Below are 18,053 nucleotides of genomic sequence, written 5' to 3'. Positions count from 1 at the left end.
AGGCTGCCTTCGCCCAGCAGCTTGGAAAGCAGTAAAATAGCAGATAACATGAAGTTCTTCTCCTTTGCGTGATTCCGGACCAGCGCCCGCGCAAAGGACAAACCTTCAAAGCGGTCTTCCGGGCCGTTCTGCCAGAGATACGTCCGGGCCGTGCAGAAGATTGCAGGAAAAAATTGGCAGCCTTTAAACAAAAAGCACCCGTACCGCCAAAAAAGCAGTACAGGTGCCATGGGAACAGTTGGTGCGATGGGCCGCTCAGCGCTTCACGTTGAAGGCTGCCATGCCGGGGTAGACCGCGCTGCCGCCCAGCTGTTCTTCAATGCGCAGCAGCTGGTTGTACTTTGCCACACGCTCGGTACGGCTGGGAGCGCCGGTCTTGATCTGGCAGGTGTTCAGAGCAACGGCCAGATCGGCAATGGTGGTGTCCTCGGTCTCGCCGGAGCGGTGAGAGCTGATGGCGGTATAACCGGCCTTGTGGGCCATCTTGATGGCCTCCAGCGTCTCGGAAACAGAACCGATCTGGTTCAGCTTGATCAAAATGGCATTGCCGGCGCCCAGCCCGATGCCCTTGGCCAGACGCTCGGTGTTGGTCACAAAGAGGTCGTCGCCCACCAGCTGGACCTTGCCGCCCAGCTCGCGGGTCATCTCCTGCCAGCCCTCCCAGTCCTCTTCATCCAGACCGTCCTCGATGGAGATGATGGGGTACTTTTCCACCAGACTCTTCCAGTGTGCGATCAGCTCGCTGGAGGTGAACTCGGTGCCTGCCTTGGGCAGCTTGTAGAAGCCCTTGCCCTTGGGGCTCTTCCACTCGGAGGAAGCAGCGTCCATTGCCAGCATGAAGTCCTTGCCGGGCACGTAACCGGCCTTTTCGATGGCGGCCAGAATGGTCTCAATGGTCTCCTCGTCGCTGGAGAGGTTGGGCGCAAAGCCGCCCTCATCGCCCACGGAGGTAGCCAGACCCTTGGCCTTCAGGATGGAAGCCAGCGCATGGAATACCTCTGCGCACCAGCGCAGCGCCTCCTTGAAGGAGGGTGCGCCCACCGGCATGATCATGAACTCCTGCGTATCCACCGTGTTGGTGGCGTGTGCGCCGCCGTTCAGAATGTTCATCATGGGCACGGGCAGACGGTTGCCGTTTACGCCGCCCAGAAAGCGGTACAGGGGCATTTCCAGCGAAGCGGCTGCGGCGCGGCAGGCGGCAATGGAAACGGCCAGAATGGCGTTTGCGCCCAGATTGGATTTATCCTTGGTGCCGTCGGCCCGGATCATGGCGGCGTCGATGGCGTAGATGTCGGAAGCATCCATGCCCACCACTGCGTCCGCGATGACCGTGTTGATGTTCTCCACAGCTTTGGTCACACCCTTGCCCAGATAACGGCCCTTATCGCCGTCCCGCAGCTCCAGCGCCTCGAACTCGCCGGTGGATGCGCCGGAAGGTGCGCAGCCGCGTGCCACGGTGCCGTCGGCCAGCGTGATCTCCGCTTCCACAGTGGGGTTGCCGCGGGAGTCCAGGATCTCGCGGCCTACAACAGATTCAATTTCCAGATAGTTCATCTCGAAAACCTCCTGAATATCATTTCCTTCCCGGTGCTGCCCGGGTGGGCAGACGGGTGGCTGTCCGTTTGGGTAGTTGTGTCTAACTAGCCAAGAATATCCTACCACGCTTTGTGCCCCGGTGCAAGAGCCGGTGCGCATGTTTGCAGGCATAAACTTTTGACCGGACGCAAAACAGAAGTCTCGCGGCCATCAGAACGCGGCTGCGGCACCGGACAGGGGAGAAAAAGCGTATGGATAGTCTGCCCCTTTTGCAAAGCAGGGATGCGTTGTACTGACCATGTAAATTTCGTATGGCAGATATGCCAAAATTTTTCTTTACTTTTTGGCAGGGTCGTTCTATACTCTGTTTTGGTTCGGATCATGTTTTTTACAGGATAGAGGAGGATCTACATATGAATAAGGATCTGACGGTAGGCAAGCCGTCACAGGTTTTGTGGCAGTTCTGCCTGCCCATGTTCGGCAGCATCATTTTCCAGCAGCTGTACAACATTGCCGACAGCCTTGTTGCCGGCAAGTTCATCGGCGAAAACGCATTGGCTGCTGTGGGCAACAGCTATGAGATCACCCTGATCTTCATTGCATTTGCTTTTGGTTGCAACATCGGCTGCTCGGTCATCGTGTCCCGCTATTTTGGCGCCAAGGATTACGACGAAATGAAAACCTCGGTCTACACCTCGCTGATCGGCTCTGCGGTGCTGTGTGCGGTGCTGATGCTGATCGGTCTGGTGGGCTGCCACGGCCTGCTGGAGCTCATCAACACCCCGGAGGAGATCCTTGCAGATTCTTCGCTGTATCTGGATATCTATGTGCTGGGCCTGCCCTTCATGTTCTTCTACAACATTGCCACCGGCATCTTCTCCGCTCTGGGCGACAGCAAAACGCCCTTCTACTTTCTGGCAGTCTCGTCCCTGTCCAACATCGGCGTGGATATCCTGTTCGTGGCCGGTTTCAAGATGGGTGTAGCCGGTGTGGCATGGGCCACCTTCCTGTGCCAGGGCGTGAGCTGCGTGCTGGCCATGGTGGTAGTGTTCCGCCGCATCGGTGCCTTCAAGTCCACCCACAAGGTGGTGCTCTTCTCCTGGAACATGCTGGGCAAGGTAGCCATGGTCGCCATCCCCAGCATCCTGCAGCAGAGCTTCGTCTCGGTGGGCAACATCATCCTGCAGAGCGTCATCAACACCTTTGGTGCCAGCGTCATCGCCGGTTACTCCGCAGCGGTCAAGCTGAACAATATGGTCATCACCTCCTTCACCACTCTGGGCAACGGCATTTCCAACTACACCTCCCAGAACATGGGTGCCGGCAAGATGGACCGTGTGCACGAGGGCTTTGGTGCAGGCCGCAATCTGGTGTGGATCATCTGCGTGCCCATCGTGCTCCTGTACTTCTTCTTCGGCCGCTTCCTGCTGCTGCTGTTCATGAATGACCCGCAGGGCCCGGCCATCGACACCGGTATGCTGTTTTTGCACATCCTGTCTCCCTTCTACTTCGTGGTGTCGGTCAAGCTGGTCACCGACGGCATCCTGCGCGGCTGCGGCATGATGGTGCGCTTTATGATCGCCACCTTCTCCGATCTGATCCTGCGCGTCGGCATTGCCATCGTGCTCAGCAGCACCGCGCTGGGCTCCACCGGCATCTGGATGGCATGGCCTGTGGGCTGGTGCATCGGCACCGGTCTGTCGCTGGTGTTCTACTTTACCGCCATCCGCAAGGTCCTTGCAGAGTCTCCGGCCAAAGCGGAAGCAGAGGGCGAAGCTGCCGAGGCGCGTGCAGAGGCTGTGTTTGCCGCAGACGCCGAAATGGAGACCCTGTAATCCTTTTGCAATTTGTGAATTTGATTCATCTGACGCACAAATGAAATGAACAACTTGAAATAGTGCACAAAAACATCTGTGTGGTTTTAGCCATTTTGTCAACAAAGTCCACAAACGGAAGCCAAAAGTATGGACGGTTTGTGAATTGCGCATTTGCGGCGGCGGGTCTATAATATTGATAACGAAGCAAGGTCGCTTTGAGGGAAGGGGCCTTGCTTCCGTTTTTATAATTGAATCACGAATGTTCCCAAGGAGGAAATTCACTATGAAAAAGATGATTTCTCGTCGTAATTTTCTGGCCGCTGCTGGCGTTGTTGCTGCAGCCGGCGTTCTGACCGCCTGCGGCGGTTCTTCCAGCAGCACTGCTGCTTCCACTGCTGCTTCCACCGGTGCTGATGCTGCCGCTTCCGGCGACACCATCAAGGTCGGTGTTCTGGGCCCCATGACCGGCGATGTTTCCGTTTACGGTCTGGCTGTCATCAACGGTGCTACCCTGTACCTGAAGCAGGTCAACGAAAAGGGCGGCATCAACGGCAAGCAGCTGGAGATCATCACCATGGATGAGCAGGGCGATGCAACGCAGGCTGTCACCTGCTTCACCAAGATGTGCGATCAGGGCATCACCGCTCTGGTGGGCGACGTTACCACCACCCCGACTCTGGCACTTGCTGCCGAGAGCGCAGACTACAACATGCCCATGGTCACCGCTTCCGCTACCGCTGAGGCTGTCACCTACGATGCCGAGACCGACACCGTGAACGAGAATGTGTTCCGCGCAACCTTCACCGACCCGTTCCAGGGCATCAAGATGGCTGACTACGCTTACCAGAAGCTGGGCTACACCAAGGCAGCTGTCATCTTCCAGAAGGGCGCTGACTACAACGAGGGTCTGGCAGAGAACTTCGTCAACGAGTTCGAGAGTCTGGGCGGCACCATCGTCGATCAGGAGACCTACTCTGAGGGCGATGTGGACTACAAGACCCAGCTGACCACCATTCTGGGCAAGGCTCCCGAAGTGGTGTTCTGCCCCAACTACTATCAGGAAGTCGGTCAGATCCTGGCTCAGGCTGAGAGCGTCGGTCTGGCAGTTCCCTTCCTGGGCGGCGACGGCTGGGATGGTCTGGAAGGCTACGCAACGGCCGACCAGCTGAAGGACGCCTACTTCTGCGCAAACTACGCAAAGGGCTCCAACCCCGACTTTGAGAACGCCTACAAGGCTGAGTACGGCGAGGAGTACCCCAACGGCTTCGCTCCTCTGGGCTACGATGCTGCCATGACCGTTGTCTACGGCATTCAGGCTGCTGAGGATGCCGGTCTGGCTGCTGGCGATGACGACTACAAGCAGGCCGTCATCGACGCCATCGCAGGCGGCACCATCGATGGCATCACCGGCACCTTCACCTTCGATGAGCACCACAACCCCGTCAAGCAGACCGCTATCCTGTGCTTCGACGGTGCAACCCCCGTTCTGAAGGAAATGTTCTGATCTGCTTTGATCCTGCGCACCGGTGTGCGGCATGAAGGCAGCAATCAGAAATAAAAGACCCATTGCGGAGACCGCCGGAACAGGTTTTGCTCGGCTGTCTCCGCTTTTTTGGTAAAAAAGTGTATCCCAAAAGGCGGGTCCTCCGCCGCAAAGAAAGGAAGTATCAGTCCATGACAGTGTTTTTTAGCCAGCTGATCAACGGCCTGTCCCTTGGCAGCATCTATGCACTGATCGCACTGGGTTACAGCATGGTGTACGGCATCATCCTGCTGCTGAACTTTGCCCATGGCGATGTCATCATGGTTGGTGCATACATGTCCTGGTTCGTGATGAACCAGCTGGGCCTTGGCCCGGTCACCGCTGTGTGCGCCACCATCATCACCTGCACGCTGCTGGGTGTCGTGATCGAAAAGATCGCCTACACCCCGCTGCGCAACGCGCCCCGTATCTCTCTGCTGATCACTGCCATCGGCGTGTCCTTCTTCCTGGAGTACACCGCCGAGCTGATCCTGGGCTCCGGTGCAAAGGTCATTCCGGCCTACTACACCAACCAGACCTTCCGCATCGGCTCTGTGCCGCTGGGCCTCACCTCCATCATCACCCTGCTGGTCACGGTGCTGTCCATGCTGGTGCTGACCTTCCTGGTGCAGAAGACCAAGCTCGGCAAGGCCATGCGCGCCGTCTCTGAGGATATGGACGCTGCCCGCCTGATGGGCATCAATGTCAACAGCACCATTTCCTTTACCTTTGCGGTGGGTTCCGCTCTGGCCGGCATCGGCTCGGTGCTGTACTGCTGCTCTTACCCGCAGGCAACTCCCACCATGGGCTCCATGCTGGGCCTGAAGGCCTTCGTTGCAGCCGTTCTGGGCGGCATCGGCTCCATTCCCGGTGCCATGATCGGCGGCATCGCCATCGGCCTGTGCGAGTGCTTTGTTTCCGCCATCGGCCTTTCCGCATGGAAGGATGCCGTCACATTTGCGATCCTGATCATTGTGCTGCTGGTCAAGCCCACCGGCTTCCTTGGCCGCAAGGTTCAGGAAAAGGTGTAAGGAGGGCATGAAGATGAATACCAAACGCAAAACGCTCAAAATGCCCGTGCGCTACCTGATGAACGCCGTGCTGGTGGCTCTGCTGTTCGTGGGTCTGTCCTTCCTCACCCAGAACGTGCTGTCCACCTACCAGAACAAGGTGCTGCTCACCGTGGGCATCAACATCATTCTGGCCGTCTCGCTGAACATCGCCACCGGCTATCTGGGCCAGCTGCCGCTGGGCCACGCCGGTTTCATGGCCGTGGGTGCCTACACCTGCGCTTTGTTCACCAAGTACAGCAATCTGCCCTCCGGCGTTGCTTTTGTCGTGGGTCTGGTTCTGGCCTGCATCGTGGCTGCGCTGTTCGGCGTGCTGATCGGCATTCCCGCCCTGCGCCTGACCGGTGACTATCTGGCCATCCTGACGCTGGGCTTTGGCGAGATCATCCGCATCACCCTGAACAACATCGATGATGTGCTGGGCTTCAAGCTGTTCTACGGTGCCAAGGGCCTGAAGAACATTCCCAAATATTCCAACTACTGGAACGTGTTCCTGTGCGTGGTCATCACCTGCTTTGCCATCCACGCCATGATGAAGAGCCGCCATGGCCGCGCCGTGCTGGCCATCCGCGACAACGAGATCGCTGCCGAGAGCTGCGGCATCCAGACTACTTATTATAAGGTCATGGCCTTTGCCTTCTCGGCTGCCTTCGCCGGTCTGGCCGGCGGTCTGTACGCCTGCTATCTGGGCGTTCTGGACCCCTCCACCTTCGGCTTTATGAAGTCCATCGAGATCCTGGTCATGGTGGTTCTGGGCGGCATGGGCTCCATGCTGGGCTCCATCCTGTCTGCGACCGTGCTGACCATCCTGCCCGAGGCCACCCGCAGCTTTGAGAGCTACCGCATGGTGGTCTACTCGCTGGTGCTGATCCTGATGATGATCTTCCGCCCGGGCGGACTGCTTGGCAGCTATGACTTCTCCATGAGCCGCATCGTGGAAAAGATCATGAACGGCGAGCTGTTCCGCAAGAAAGCAAAGGAGGGTGCAGACCATGAGTGAGTTCCAGACCAAGTTACACAGTGTGCCCTCCGGCGGCTTCCTGACCGACCGCGACATGGACAAAAAGCCCATTCTGGACGTGCGTGAGCTGGGCATCGACTTCGGCGGTCTGACCGCCGTGGACGGCTTCAATCTGATGATCGGCCGCAACGAGATCACCGGTCTGATCGGCCCCAACGGTGCCGGCAAGACCACCGTGTTCAACCTGCTGACCAACGTCTACCAGCCCACCCGCGGCTCCATCCTGATCGATGGCATGCCCACCGCCGGCAAAAAGACCTATCAGGTCAACCGCATGGGCGTGGCCCGCACCTTCCAGAACATCCGCCTGTTCAAGGAACTGAGCGTCATCGACAACATCAAGGTGGGCCTGCATGAATCCATGAAGTACAATCTGGCCTCCTCTCTGATCCGCCTGCCCAACTACTGGAAGGAAGAGAAAAAGTGCACTGAGCGTGCTCTGGAGCTGCTGGATATCTTCCACATGGCAGACCTTGCCAATGTTCAGGCCGGCAGCCTGCCCTACGGCGCACAGCGCCGTCTGGAGATCATGCGCGCACTGGCCACCAGCCCGAAGCTGCTGCTGCTGGACGAGCCTGCTGCCGGTATGAACCCCTCCGAGACCGCAGAGCTGACCGAGACCATCCGCCGCATCCGCGACGAGTTCAACATCGCCGTGCTGCTGATCGAGCATGACATGAGTCTGGTCATGGGCATCTGCGAGGGCATCGCCGTGCTGAACTTCGGCCGCATCATCGCCAAGGGCACGCCGGATGAGATCCGCAACAACCCGCAGGTCATTGAGGCCTATCTGGGCAAGAAGGAGGGCTGACACATGGCTGATACGTTACTGAAGGTCGATAACATCAACGTTTACTACGGCAACATCCACGCCGTCAAGGACATCTCCTTTGAGGTGCATCAGGGCGAGATCGTCACCCTGATCGGTGCCAACGGTGCCGGCAAGTCCACCACCCTGAAGACCATTTCCGGCCTGCTGAAGCCCAAGACCGGCGATATCCTGTACAAGGGCAGCAGCATCAAGGGCATGCGCGCCCACAAGATCGTGGAAGCGGGCCTTGCCCACGTGCCGGAAGGCCGCCATGTGTTCCTGCACATGACCGTGGAAGAAAATCTGGATATGGGTGCCTACACCCAGCCCAACTCCACCATTGCCCCCAACAAGGAAAAGGTGTTTGAGCTGTTCCCCCGCCTGAAGGAGCGCCGCAAGCAGCTGGCGGGCACCATGTCCGGCGGCGAACAGCAGATGCTGGCTATGGGCCGCGCCCTGATGAGCAACGCCTCCATGCTGATGCTGGACGAGCCCTCCATGGGCCTTTCGCCGCTGCTGGTGCAGGAGATCTTCGACATCATCCAGAATGTGCACAAGGAAGGCATGACCATCCTGCTGGTGGAGCAGAACGCGCAGATGGCCCTTTCCGTGGCAGACCGCGCCTACGTCCTTGAGACGGGCCGTGTGGTCATGGATGGCACCGGTGCCGAACTGCTGACCAACGAGCGCGTGCGCAGCGCCTATCTGGGCGGCTGATCGCTGTAAAACAAAAAAGAGCTTCTGCACTGCAAAAGCTCATAAGACGGACCCCGGGACCGCAGGGCTGAAAAGCACCTTGCTGTTCCGGGGTCCTGTTTTTTTGCGGCGGCGGGTTCTGCACCGGGAGCAGATACTCACGGAAATCAATTTTTGTAGCTTGACCCGGAGCTAAAGCCTTCACCCCTTGGGGGGAAGGTGGCGCGTAGCGCCGGATGAGGGGTATTTAGGGTGAAATGCTGCTGGCCTGCGCCCTCATCAGTCACCTGCGGTGACAGCTGCTCCCCTCTTTGTCACCTACGGTGACATTTCTCCCCGGCGCGGGGAGAATCTGTCCCTTCCGGGGGAAGCCTTTATTCTGAAAGTTGATTTCCATGGCAGATACTTCTCCCCCATTGCCGCCCTATTTCATTTATGCTACAATAGCCCTATCAAACACTTTGGAGATCTGCTCATGAACTACTACGCTGCTCCCATGGAGGGCCTGACCGACCGGGTGTGGCGGCAGGCGCACCAGAAATGGTTCGGCCCCGCCGGTGCCGCCGACCGCTACTATGCCCCGTTTCTCTCCCCGCCGGAGAACCGGGTGCTCATCAAAAAGAAGATGGCTGAACTGGCCCCCGCAGCCAACCCCGGCGCACCGGTGATCCCGCAGCTGCTGGCAAAGGACGGGAAGCTGGCTGCATGGATGATCGGCGAACTGCGCAAACTGGGCTACACCGAGGTGAACCTGAACCTCGGCTGTCCAGCCGGCACGGTGACGGCCAAGGGCAAGGGTTCCGGGATGCTGCGGGACCTTGCAAAGCTGGATGCCTTCCTTGCTGCCGTGTTTGCCAATGCGGAGGGGCCCATCTCGGTCAAGACCCGGCTGGGTGTGGACAAGCCGGAGGAGTTTGCCGCCATTCTGGACATTTATAACCGGTATCCCATCTGTGAGCTGACCATCCACCCGCGCGTGATGCGTCAGCAGTACCGCGGACAGGCCGACCGTGCGGCCTTTTCTGCCGCCCTGCCCGGGTGCAGGATGCCGGTGTGCTACAACGGCGACGTGACCACTGCCGCCGATCTGCACATGCTGGAAGAACAATACCCGCAGCTGTCCGGCATCATGGTGGGGCGCGGCCTCATTGCGGACCCTGCCCTGTTCCGGGTGGCGCGCGGCGGTGCGCCCGCCGCACGGGAAGAGCTGCGGGGCTATCTCGATGATCTTTACCACGGCTACACCGAGCTGTTCGGCAGTGCCGGGTGTGCCGTCAGCCGGATGAAAGGACACTGGTTCTACCTGATCCACAAATTTGAGGGCTCCGAAAAGCTGGAAAAGCAGCTGCGCAAGGCCCGGGAACCGTGGGAGTATGAGGTGGTGGTGAACCAGATCTTTACGCTGCCATTCCGGCCGTAACGATCGGCATGGCCTCCGTTTCACTCTGGCCATCTTCAGCGGAAATTTTATTTTATATATTTGCGATTCAGAAAAATCTGCGGATTTTTCTGAATCGTGTTTTCACGCGTTTTCACCGGAGAGGCTGTAACGGTAAACGGCATCTGCATTCTGTTATGAAAAAGCCCCGCCATCTGAAAGACAGCGGGGCCGAAGCAGATAAGGGGTATCAGACGTTCAGATAGCTGCGCAGCATGGCCTGCAGCAGATCGTCCCGATCCACCTTACGGATCAGGGCACGGGCATTCTTGTAGGTCGTGATGTAGGTGGGGTCTTCGGACAGGATATAGCCCACCAGCTGATTGACCGGATTATAGCCTTTTTCCTTTAAAGCATCGTACACCTGCTGCACGATCTCATGGATCTCATAGTCCTTTTTGTCGTGGATCGAAAAAATAGCAGTCTCGCCACTCACGGAATACACCCCCTTAGGAAGAACTACGTTCATTGTACACGAATTGCGGGGAAACTTCAAGATAAACGGACCGGATTTGCACAGTTTGCATAAAATTTCCGGTTCAGATTTTGCAGGCTGACGGCCTGCAGCGCCGCAAATGCGGCAGAAGGAGGCCTTTTTATGCTGTATGGCATCGGCTGCGACCTGTGCGAGCTGGCACATCTGGAAAAAAGCCTTACCGGCGCACATGCTGCGGCCTTTGTCCGCCGGGTCTACGGCGAGGCCGAGCGTGCCGCTCTCGGGCTGGACGCTCCCCTCCCCGCCGGGCGCAGCGCAGCCCACCGGCTGGCCAGTGCTGCCGCCAACTTTGCCGCCAAGGAAGCCTTTTTAAAGGCAGCAGGCACCGGCCTGCGGGAGCCCTTTTCGCTTTGCGAGATCGAAGCCATCCGGCAGGAAAACGGCGCACCGGCTTATCGCTTCAGCGGAAGGACGGCAGAATGGGTGCAGGCCCGCAGCCTGACCGCCCGGCTCTCCCTGAGCCACGAAGGCGGCATGGCGCTGGCGTTCTGTACACTGGAAACGGAAACCTGAACCGTTTCTGTGCATACAATGGAATATCCCCCGTGCTTCCTGCTCATACTGAGAGCAGACGAACGATGCGCCGGACGCATCACATAGCGGGGCGCATCCTCCAAATGCAGGGAGGGAGATTCCATGGAGGTACACAGAGGAGAAGTTTTTTACGCGGATCTTTCGCCGGTGGTGGGGTCCGAGCAGGGCGGTGTGCGGCCGGTGCTGATCGTGCAGAACGAGATCGGCAACCGGCACAGCCCCACCGTCATTGCAGCGGCCATTACATCCCGGCTGGACAAAGCCCGCCTGCCTACCCATATCAACATCCGGGCGGCGGACACCGGCCTTGCCAAGGACAGCGTGGTGCTGCTGGAGCAGATCCGCACGCTGGATAAGCACCGCCTGCGGGAGCGGGCCGGGCAGATCACGCCGGAGGACCAGAAACGGGTGGATCAGGCGCTGGATGTCAGTCTCGGACTCACGTCCTATTGAGCGTCTGCCGGGAAGTGAAATCGTATACAAAGCAAAAAGACCCGGGATCTTTTCGAGCCATTTCGGCCCTGAAAGGTCCCGGGTCTTATATGATCTTTTTTCAGCAGGCAGTCCTGTGGACGGAACGCTTACAGCAGCGGAATGCCCGCCTTGGCGCAGGCCTCGCGGGTGGCAGCGTCCCAGACGCTGGCCTGCACCTCGCCGATGTGGGCGCTGCCCAGCAGCAGCATGCACAGACGGCTCTGGCCGATGCCGCCGCCGATGGAGTAGGGCAGCTCACCGTTCAGCACGGCCTTGTGGAAGGGCAGAGCACGGCGGTCATCGCAGCCGGCCATGGTCAGCTGTTTGTCCATGCTCTCGGGGCTGACGCGGATGCCCATACTGCTCAGCTCGTAGCTGCACTGCAGCGGGTCGTTCCAGAACAGCAGGTCGCCGTTCAGATCCCAGTCGTCGTAGTCGGGGGCACGGCCGTCATGGGGCTTGCCGCTCTTGAGCGGAGCGCCGATCTTCATCAGGAAGGTGGTGCCGTTCTCCTTCACAAAGGCGTTCTCGCGCTCCTTCGGGGTCAGGTCGGGATACTTGTCCTCCAGCTCCTGGGTGGTGATGAAGGTAACGTTGGGGCTGTGCAGCGGCAGCTCCTGCAGCTGGGGGAACATGGCGTGCAGGTTCATCTCGGTGGCGCAGACGGCAGACACGATGGAGCGCACCACGCTCTTCAGGTATGCTTCGCTGCGGTCTTCCAGACGGATCGCCTTTTCCCAGTCCCACTGATCCACATAGACGGAGTGCAGGTTGTCCAGCTCTTCATCCCGGCGGATGGCGTTCATATCGCAGTACAGGCCCTTGCCCACATGGAAGTCGTAGTCCTTCAGAGCTTTGCGCTTCCACTTTGCCAGCGACTGCACCACCTGTGCCTCAATGCCGCTGTCCTTGATATCAAAGGTGACCTTGCGCTCCACGCCGTTCAGGTCGTCGTTCAGGCCGGTGGACGCTTCCAGAAACAGCGGAGCGGACACGCGGTACAGGTTCAGCGTGGCGCACAGAGTGTCGGCAAACAGGCGCTTGACCGTGCCGATGGCGCGCTGGGTGTCGTACAGGTTCAGCGCAGGCGTGTAGTTTGCAGGAATGATGGTCTTGCTCATAAAGGATACCCCTCTTCTTGTTGGATTCCGGCCCTGCTTTCCCGGTACAGGGCGCAGTTTTTGAACCAAAAAATACTGGCTCCATTATGGCACATTTTCTTATGAAAGTAAAGTGAGGCGGCAAAAAAAGAGTACCCCGCGCAAGCCGTAGGAGCATCCCCGGTTTTGAGGGCACACGTTACGACTCAGAATTTAGTGATTGTGTCCGGCCCCGGAATCTGCTAGAATACAAAAAGGAAGTTTTTTCACTATATTATAAGGAGTGGGTCATTATGGGCGTATTAACCAACCTGGAACCGGCATCGGTTTTTCATTATTTTGAAGAGATCTGCAGCATCCCGCACACCTCTCATCACGAAAAGGCGCTGAGCGACTACTGCGTGCAGTTTGCAAAGGCACACGGCCTTGCCTGTCGTCAGGACGAAATGGGCAATGTGCTCATCAAGGCACCGGCCACGCCGGGCTACGAGAACCAGCCTGCCCTGATCCTGCAGGGTCATCTGGACATGGTGGGCGACAAGACCGCCGCCTGCCCGCTGGATCTGGAAAAGGATGCCATCCAGCTGGTGGTGGACGGCGATTATGTCCGCGCCGAGGGCACTACACTGGGCGGCGACGACGGCATTGCCGTGGCCTACGCACTGGCTGTGCTGGACGCAAAGGACATCCCCCACCCTGCGCTGGAGGTCGTGCTGACCGTCTGCGAGGAGGTGGGCCTGCTGGGTGCATCTGCCATGGAGCTTTCCGATCTGGAAGGTCGCCTGCTCATCAACATCGACTCGGAGGAAGAGGGGGTGCTGACCGCAGGCTGTGCAGGCGGACGCCGCGTTGAATGCCATCTGCCCGTCACCCGTGCAGCTGTGACCGGCACCGCCGTAAAGGCAGACGTGACCGGCCTTGTGGGCGGGCACTCCGGCACCGAGATCCACAAGGGCCGCGCCAACGCTATCGCCCTGCTGGGCCGCTGGCTGACCCTGCTGACCGAAAACGGCGTGGACTACACGGTGCTGGCCCTTTCCGGCGGTGCAAAGGAGAACGTCATCCCCAAGGAAAGCAGCGTCACACTGGTGCTGCCCACCGGCATTACGGAGGGCGTCCGTGCTGCCTCTGCCCAGTTTGCCGCTCAGATGAAGGCCGAATACGGCACGGCCGACCCGGAGATCTGTCTGCAGCTCACCGAACAGGGCTGCGGCGGGTATCAGGCACTGGACGGCGCTTCTGTCCAGCGGCTGCGCAAGGCCCTGCTCCTGATGCCATGGGGCGTGCAGGCCATGAGCATGGATGTGCCGGGCCTTGTGGAGACCTCGCTGAACCTCGGCGTTGCCGAACTGGACGACAGCGAAGCCATCCTGCGCTTCTCCCTGCGCAGCTCGGTGCCTTCGGCGAAGGAGCTGCTGAGCTGTAAGCTGCAGACCCTGACCGAGCTGCTGGGCGGCACCGTGCGGTTCCACGGCGACTATCCCGCTTGGACCTACGCCCGCGAAAGTGCCCTGCGCGACCGCTGCGTTGCTATGTACGAGGCACAATACGGTGCAAAGCCCCAGATCGTTGCCATTCATGCAGGTCTGGAATGCGGCATCCTCTCGGGCAAGATCGACGGGCTGGACTGCATCTCCTTTGGCCCGAACCTGCTGCATGTCCACACCCCCAATGAGCGCGCCGATATTGCATCGGTGGCCCGTGTATGGGAGTACCTGAAGGCCATTCTGGCTTACAAAGAGTAAAACCCTCTCAGTCACAGCTTGCGCTGTGCCAGATTCCCCCCTTTTGTCACCTGCGGTGACATCTTCCCCCGGAGCGGGGGAAGTCGTTCCTCTCAGGGGGAGCTTTCTTTGTGCTGACTGTAAAGATGCAAAAAGCTCCCCCTTTCGGGGGAGCTGCTGAACGAAGTGAAGCTGAGAGGGTCAGTCCAAATACTTGATCTTGCCCGGCTCGATGCCCTTGATGCCGAGGCCCGGCTCGTTGGAAACCGTGATCTCCTTTTCGTTGAACACGGCACCGCCGAGGATGGGGTCCTCGCTGCACAGCACGGGGCCGTCCAGATCCACGCGGGTGATGATCTGCTTTGCGCAGGCCAGATGCACGGCGGCATTCACGCTGATCTTTGCTTCCAGCATGCAGCCGATCATGCACTCCACACCGTACACCTCGGCGGCAGATGCGATCTTGAGGGCGTTGTACAGGCCGCCGCACTTCATCAGTTTGATGTTCACAAGGTCTGCGGCTCCCATCTGCATAATGGTCAGTGCGTCCTGCGGGGAGAACACGCTCTCGTCTGCCAGCACCGGCACATAGGAGCGCTCGGTGACGTACTTCAGGCCGTCAAAATCGTGGGCCTTGACCGGCTGCTCCACGAACTCCAGATCCAGTCCCCGCTCCTGCATCCCGTTCAGGATGCGCACGGCCTCTTTCGGGGTCCAGCCCTGATTGGCGTCGATGCGGATGCAGGTCTCCTTGGGCACGGCGGCACGGATGGCGCTCAGGCGGGCGATATCCTTTTCCGGCTCCTTGCCCACCTTGACCTTCAGGCAGTCGTAGCCGCGCTGGATGGCGTTCTGCGCGTCCCGCACCATCTCCTCGGGGTCGTTGACGCTGATGGTGATGTCCGTGACGATGGACTTCTTTGCGCCGCCCATCAGCTTGTACACGGGGATCTTGTACAGCTGGCCGTACAGGTCCCACAGGGCCATATCCACAGCGGCCTTGGCACTGGTGTTCTTCTGGATGCAGGCATTCAGGGCGATCATCAGGTCCTCAAAGTCGTCCACATCGCGGCCAATGATGGTCTTTGCGATGTGGTCGCGGATGGCACCGATGATGGCACCCGTGGTGTCGCCGGTGATCACGCCGGTAGGAGGTGCCTCACCATAACCCACAGCGCCGGTGTCGGTGTGGATCTCTACGATCACATCCTCCACGCTGCTGACCGAGCGCAGCGCCGTTTTGAAGGGCACACGCAGCGGCACGGAGATCAGACCGAGACGTACTTCCGTAATTTTCATGCAAAAACCTACCCCTTTCGATAAAAAATGTTGCCAGATTATGAAATCTATGGTAGTATTGTATACGAAGTTGTCGATATTGTAAAGACAATTGTCCGCAAAAAATTGCACAAAAAGAAAGGGGATTGGGTTCATGATCACAAACGGTTTCACCTACATCGCCGTGCTGGTGTTCATTGCCGCACTGCTGGTGTGGCTGCAACGCTACACGAAGTCGAAATTCTTCGACTATGCACCACCTATCGTTCTGCTGTACCTCGTTACCATGATTCTCTGCACGCTGGGTGCATGGGACATGGAGGCCACCAAGCCTGCCTACTCCGTGCTGAAAAACAACCTGCTGTATGCAATGATCTTCCTGATGCTGCTGCGCTGCGACATCCGCAAGATCATCAAGCTGGGTCCCAAGATGCTGGGCGGCTTCTTTGCCGCTTCCGTCTCCATCTCGCTGGCCTTCATTGCCACCTTCGCCATCATGAAGGGGCCCCTTGGCTCCGAAGCATGGAAGGCGCTGGGCGCTCTGTGCGGCAGCTGGATGGGCGGCTCCGGCAACATGATCGCCGTGCAGGCTGCGCTGGACATCGGCGAAGGTGACATGGCCTACGCACTGGTGGTGGACTCCATCGACTACTCCATCTGGGTCATGTTCCTGCTGTGGGCCATCAATCTGGCTCCCAAGTTCAACAAGTGGGTCAAGGCCGACACCACCACGCTGGACGAAGTGTCCCGCCGTCTGGAAGAGGATGCAAAGGGCAACGAGGACAAGGCCAGCTTTGTCAACCTGATCTTCCTGCTGGGTCTGGCTCTGGTGATCTCTGCCTTCGGTCAGGACATCGGCGCAACCCTGAACAGCGCAATGCCCTTCCTGGACAAGGCCACCTGGACCGTCCTGCTCATCACGTTGTCCGGCCTGATCGGCGCTGTCACCCCCGTGGGCCGCATGGCAGGCAGCACTGAACTGTCCAACCTGCTGCTGTACTCTGTGGTGGCTCTGCTTGCCTCCCGCGCAAGCTTCCTGGAGCTGACCGATGCACCCGCATGGATCCTGGCAGGCTTTATGATCCTTGCCATCCACGGCATCGTTCTGGTGCTGCTGGCAAAGATCTTCCATCTGGATATGTTCACCTGCGGCGTGGCATCTCTGGCAAACATCGGCGGTTCCGCATCTGCTCCCATTCTGGCCGGTGCCTACAGCGGCGCTCTGGTGCCCGTTGGCGTTCTGATGGCTCTGATGGGTTACGTTATCGGCACGGCAGGCGGCCTGATCACCGCAAACATCATGTCGCTGCTGGCATAATGTTCTCCGGCTTATAACGCGGCCAAGAGATCACACATCAGCTTACAACAAAAAAGAGATAGGCGGCCCCTTCCGGGGAAGCCTATCTCTTTTTTATCGGGACTGTTTTGCAGTCGTCCCTTTCATCTCGTCCACGCAGGACCGGGACGGTCCCGGAGCATCACTCTGCAAACAGCGGAGTGGAAAGATAACGGTCGCCGGTATCGGGCAGCAGGACCACGATGTTCTTACCGGCATTCTCCGGGCGCTTTGCCAGCTGCAGCGCAGCATATACGGCAGCACCGGAGGAGATGCCCACCAGAACGCCTTCCTTGCGGCCGATCAGACGTCCGGTAGCAAAGGCGTCATCGTTCTCCACCGCGATGACCTCGTCATACACCTTGGTGTCCAGCACGTCCGGTACAAAGCCTGCGCCGATGCCCTGGATCTTGTGCGCACCTGCAACGCCCCTGCTCAGCACGGGAGAAGAGGCAGGCTCCACGGCAACCACCTTGACGTCCGGGTTCTTGCTCTTCAGGTACTGGCCCACGCCGGTGACGGTGCCGCCGGTGCCGACGCCGGCCACGAAGATGTCCACTCTGCCATCGGTATCCTCCCAGATCTCGGGGCCGGTGGTCTCGATGTGTGCCTGCGGATTGGCCGGGTTCACGAACTGGCCGGGGATGAAGGAATCGGGGATCTCCTTTGCCAGCTCATCTGCCTTGGCAATGGCACCCTTCATACCCTTTGCGCCTTCGCTGAGCACCAGTTCTGCGCCATAGGCCTTCATCAGCTGGCGGCGCTCCACGCTCATGGTCTCGGGCATCACGATGATGATGCGGTAGCCCTTGGCTGCAGCCACAGCCGCCAGACCGATGCCGGTGTTGCCGGAGGTGGGCTCGATGATGACGGAGCCTTCCTTCAGCAGACCCTTTTCCTCGGCATCATCGATCATCTTTTTGGCGATGCGGTCCTTGACGGAACCGGCCGGATTGAAGTATTCCAGCTTGGCAATGATATGGGCAGGCAGCTGCTGCTCCTTTTCAATGTGGGTCAGCTCCAGCAGCGGAGTATGACCGATCAGCTGATCTGCGGCAGTATAAATCTTGCTCATTGTAGTTTCCTCCCTGATACAGTTACGGGCACATGTGCCCTGCCGGATGACCCGGTTCTAAATCCTTTATACCAACATTGTTTGTGGGTTTGATGGTATTATAGTCTCCCTTGGGTCGCTTGTCA

The 18,053-nt window shown here is 58.9% G+C and carries 16 protein-coding genes; 11 read left to right on the top strand and 5 right to left on the bottom strand.

Features of this window, described 5'->3' with window-relative positions:
• Window positions 1–255 precede the first annotated feature (255 nt).
• On the bottom strand, window positions 256–1,554 hold the full coding sequence (gene eno, locus ACKXF9_RS04555; protein ID WP_418265434.1) for a phosphopyruvate hydratase: 1,299 nt from the start codon (window positions 1,552–1,554) through the stop codon (window positions 256–258).
• A 395-nt stretch (window positions 1,555–1,949) separates the two neighbouring features.
• Here eno and ACKXF9_RS04550 point away from each other — a divergent pair, with 395 nt between their 5' ends.
• The 7 genes from ACKXF9_RS04550 (at window position 1,950) to ACKXF9_RS04520 (ending at window position 9,893) form a co-directional block, all read left to right on the top strand.
• The gene (locus ACKXF9_RS04550; protein WP_418265433.1) at window positions 1,950–3,371 is read left to right on the top strand and encodes an MATE family efflux transporter; all 1,422 of its coding nucleotides are present in this window, start codon (window positions 1,950–1,952) and stop codon (window positions 3,369–3,371) included.
• Window positions 3,372–3,636: 265 nt separating this feature from the next.
• The gene (locus ACKXF9_RS04545; protein WP_418265432.1) at window positions 3,637–4,857 is read left to right on the top strand and encodes an ABC transporter substrate-binding protein; all 1,221 of its coding nucleotides are present in this window, start codon (window positions 3,637–3,639) and stop codon (window positions 4,855–4,857) included.
• Window positions 4,858–5,027: 170 nt separating this feature from the next.
• The gene (locus ACKXF9_RS04540) at window positions 5,028–5,906 is read left to right on the top strand and encodes a branched-chain amino acid ABC transporter permease (protein WP_339395448.1); all 879 of its coding nucleotides are present in this window, start codon (window positions 5,028–5,030) and stop codon (window positions 5,904–5,906) included.
• A gap of 13 nt (window positions 5,907–5,919) precedes the next feature.
• Window positions 5,920–6,945 (top strand): branched-chain amino acid ABC transporter permease, encoded by a 1,026-nt coding sequence (locus ACKXF9_RS04535; RefSeq protein WP_249237968.1) that lies wholly within the window; start codon window positions 5,920–5,922, stop codon window positions 6,943–6,945.
• Window positions 6,938–7,777, top strand: a complete 840-nt coding sequence (locus ACKXF9_RS04530) for an ABC transporter ATP-binding protein (RefSeq protein WP_418265431.1) — start codon at window positions 6,938–6,940, stop codon at window positions 7,775–7,777. Before ACKXF9_RS04535 ends, ACKXF9_RS04530 begins: the two co-directional genes overlap by 8 nt.
• Window positions 7,778–7,780: 3 nt before the next feature.
• Window positions 7,781–8,494 carry an ABC transporter ATP-binding protein gene (locus ACKXF9_RS04525; RefSeq protein ID WP_418265430.1) on the top strand — a complete coding sequence of 238 codons (714 nt, stop codon included), beginning with the start codon at window positions 7,781–7,783 and terminating at the stop codon, window positions 8,492–8,494.
• Between the two features lie 454 nt (window positions 8,495–8,948).
• A complete protein-coding gene (locus ACKXF9_RS04520) occupies window positions 8,949–9,893 on the top strand; it encodes a tRNA dihydrouridine synthase (RefSeq protein ID WP_418265429.1) in 945 nt (314 codons plus the stop codon).
• Between the two features lie 208 nt (window positions 9,894–10,101).
• Here the strand turns inward: ACKXF9_RS04520 and ACKXF9_RS04515 are convergent, their stop codons facing one another.
• The gene (locus ACKXF9_RS04515; protein ID WP_249237965.1) at window positions 10,102–10,347 is read right to left on the bottom strand and encodes an IreB family regulatory phosphoprotein; all 246 of its coding nucleotides are present in this window, start codon (window positions 10,345–10,347) and stop codon (window positions 10,102–10,104) included.
• Window positions 10,348–10,509: 162 nt separating this feature from the next.
• Here ACKXF9_RS04515 and ACKXF9_RS04510 point away from each other — a divergent pair, with 162 nt between their 5' ends.
• Window positions 10,510–10,920, top strand: coding sequence for a holo-ACP synthase (locus ACKXF9_RS04510; protein ID WP_249237964.1), 411 nt, complete (start codon window positions 10,510–10,512; stop codon window positions 10,918–10,920).
• A 123-nt stretch (window positions 10,921–11,043) separates the two neighbouring features.
• Window positions 11,044–11,394 (top strand): type II toxin-antitoxin system PemK/MazF family toxin, encoded by a 351-nt coding sequence (locus tag ACKXF9_RS04505; protein ID WP_005942608.1) that lies wholly within the window; start codon window positions 11,044–11,046, stop codon window positions 11,392–11,394.
• A gap of 128 nt (window positions 11,395–11,522) precedes the next feature.
• Here ACKXF9_RS04505 and asnA read toward each other — a convergent pair whose 3' ends face one another.
• Window positions 11,523–12,536 carry an aspartate--ammonia ligase gene (gene asnA, locus ACKXF9_RS04500; protein WP_339395444.1) on the bottom strand — a complete coding sequence of 338 codons (1,014 nt, stop codon included), beginning with the start codon at window positions 12,534–12,536 and terminating at the stop codon, window positions 11,523–11,525.
• A 272-nt stretch (window positions 12,537–12,808) separates the two neighbouring features.
• On the opposite strand from asnA, the gene ACKXF9_RS04495 reads away from it, so the two are divergent.
• Window positions 12,809–14,260 (top strand): aminoacyl-histidine dipeptidase, encoded by a 1,452-nt coding sequence (locus ACKXF9_RS04495; RefSeq protein WP_339395443.1) that lies wholly within the window; start codon window positions 12,809–12,811, stop codon window positions 14,258–14,260.
• Window positions 14,261–14,440: 180 nt separating this feature from the next.
• Here the strand turns inward: ACKXF9_RS04495 and ACKXF9_RS04490 are convergent, their stop codons facing one another.
• Complete coding sequence (locus ACKXF9_RS04490) at window positions 14,441–15,538, bottom strand: dipeptide epimerase (protein ID WP_249237961.1); 1,098 nt, start codon at window positions 15,536–15,538, stop codon at window positions 14,441–14,443.
• Window positions 15,539–15,671: 133 nt separating this feature from the next.
• Here ACKXF9_RS04490 and ACKXF9_RS04485 point away from each other — a divergent pair, with 133 nt between their 5' ends.
• Window positions 15,672–16,835: a DUF819 domain-containing protein gene (locus ACKXF9_RS04485; RefSeq protein ID WP_418265428.1), complete on the top strand. Its 1,164-nt coding sequence runs from the start codon at window positions 15,672–15,674 to the stop codon at window positions 16,833–16,835.
• 160 nt (window positions 16,836–16,995) lie between these two features.
• Here the strand turns inward: ACKXF9_RS04485 and cysK are convergent, their stop codons facing one another.
• Window positions 16,996–17,928, bottom strand: coding sequence for a cysteine synthase A (gene cysK / locus ACKXF9_RS04480; protein WP_418265427.1), 933 nt, complete (start codon window positions 17,926–17,928; stop codon window positions 16,996–16,998).
• Window positions 17,929–18,053 lie beyond the last annotated feature (125 nt).

It is taken from the genome of Faecalibacterium sp. 9, from assembly GCF_048320955.1.
Lineage (GTDB): Bacteria > Bacillota > Clostridia > Oscillospirales > Ruminococcaceae > Faecalibacterium > Faecalibacterium wellingii.
Note: the sequence above shows the minus strand (reverse complement) of the source record. Positions and strands in the feature narration are given on the sequence as shown.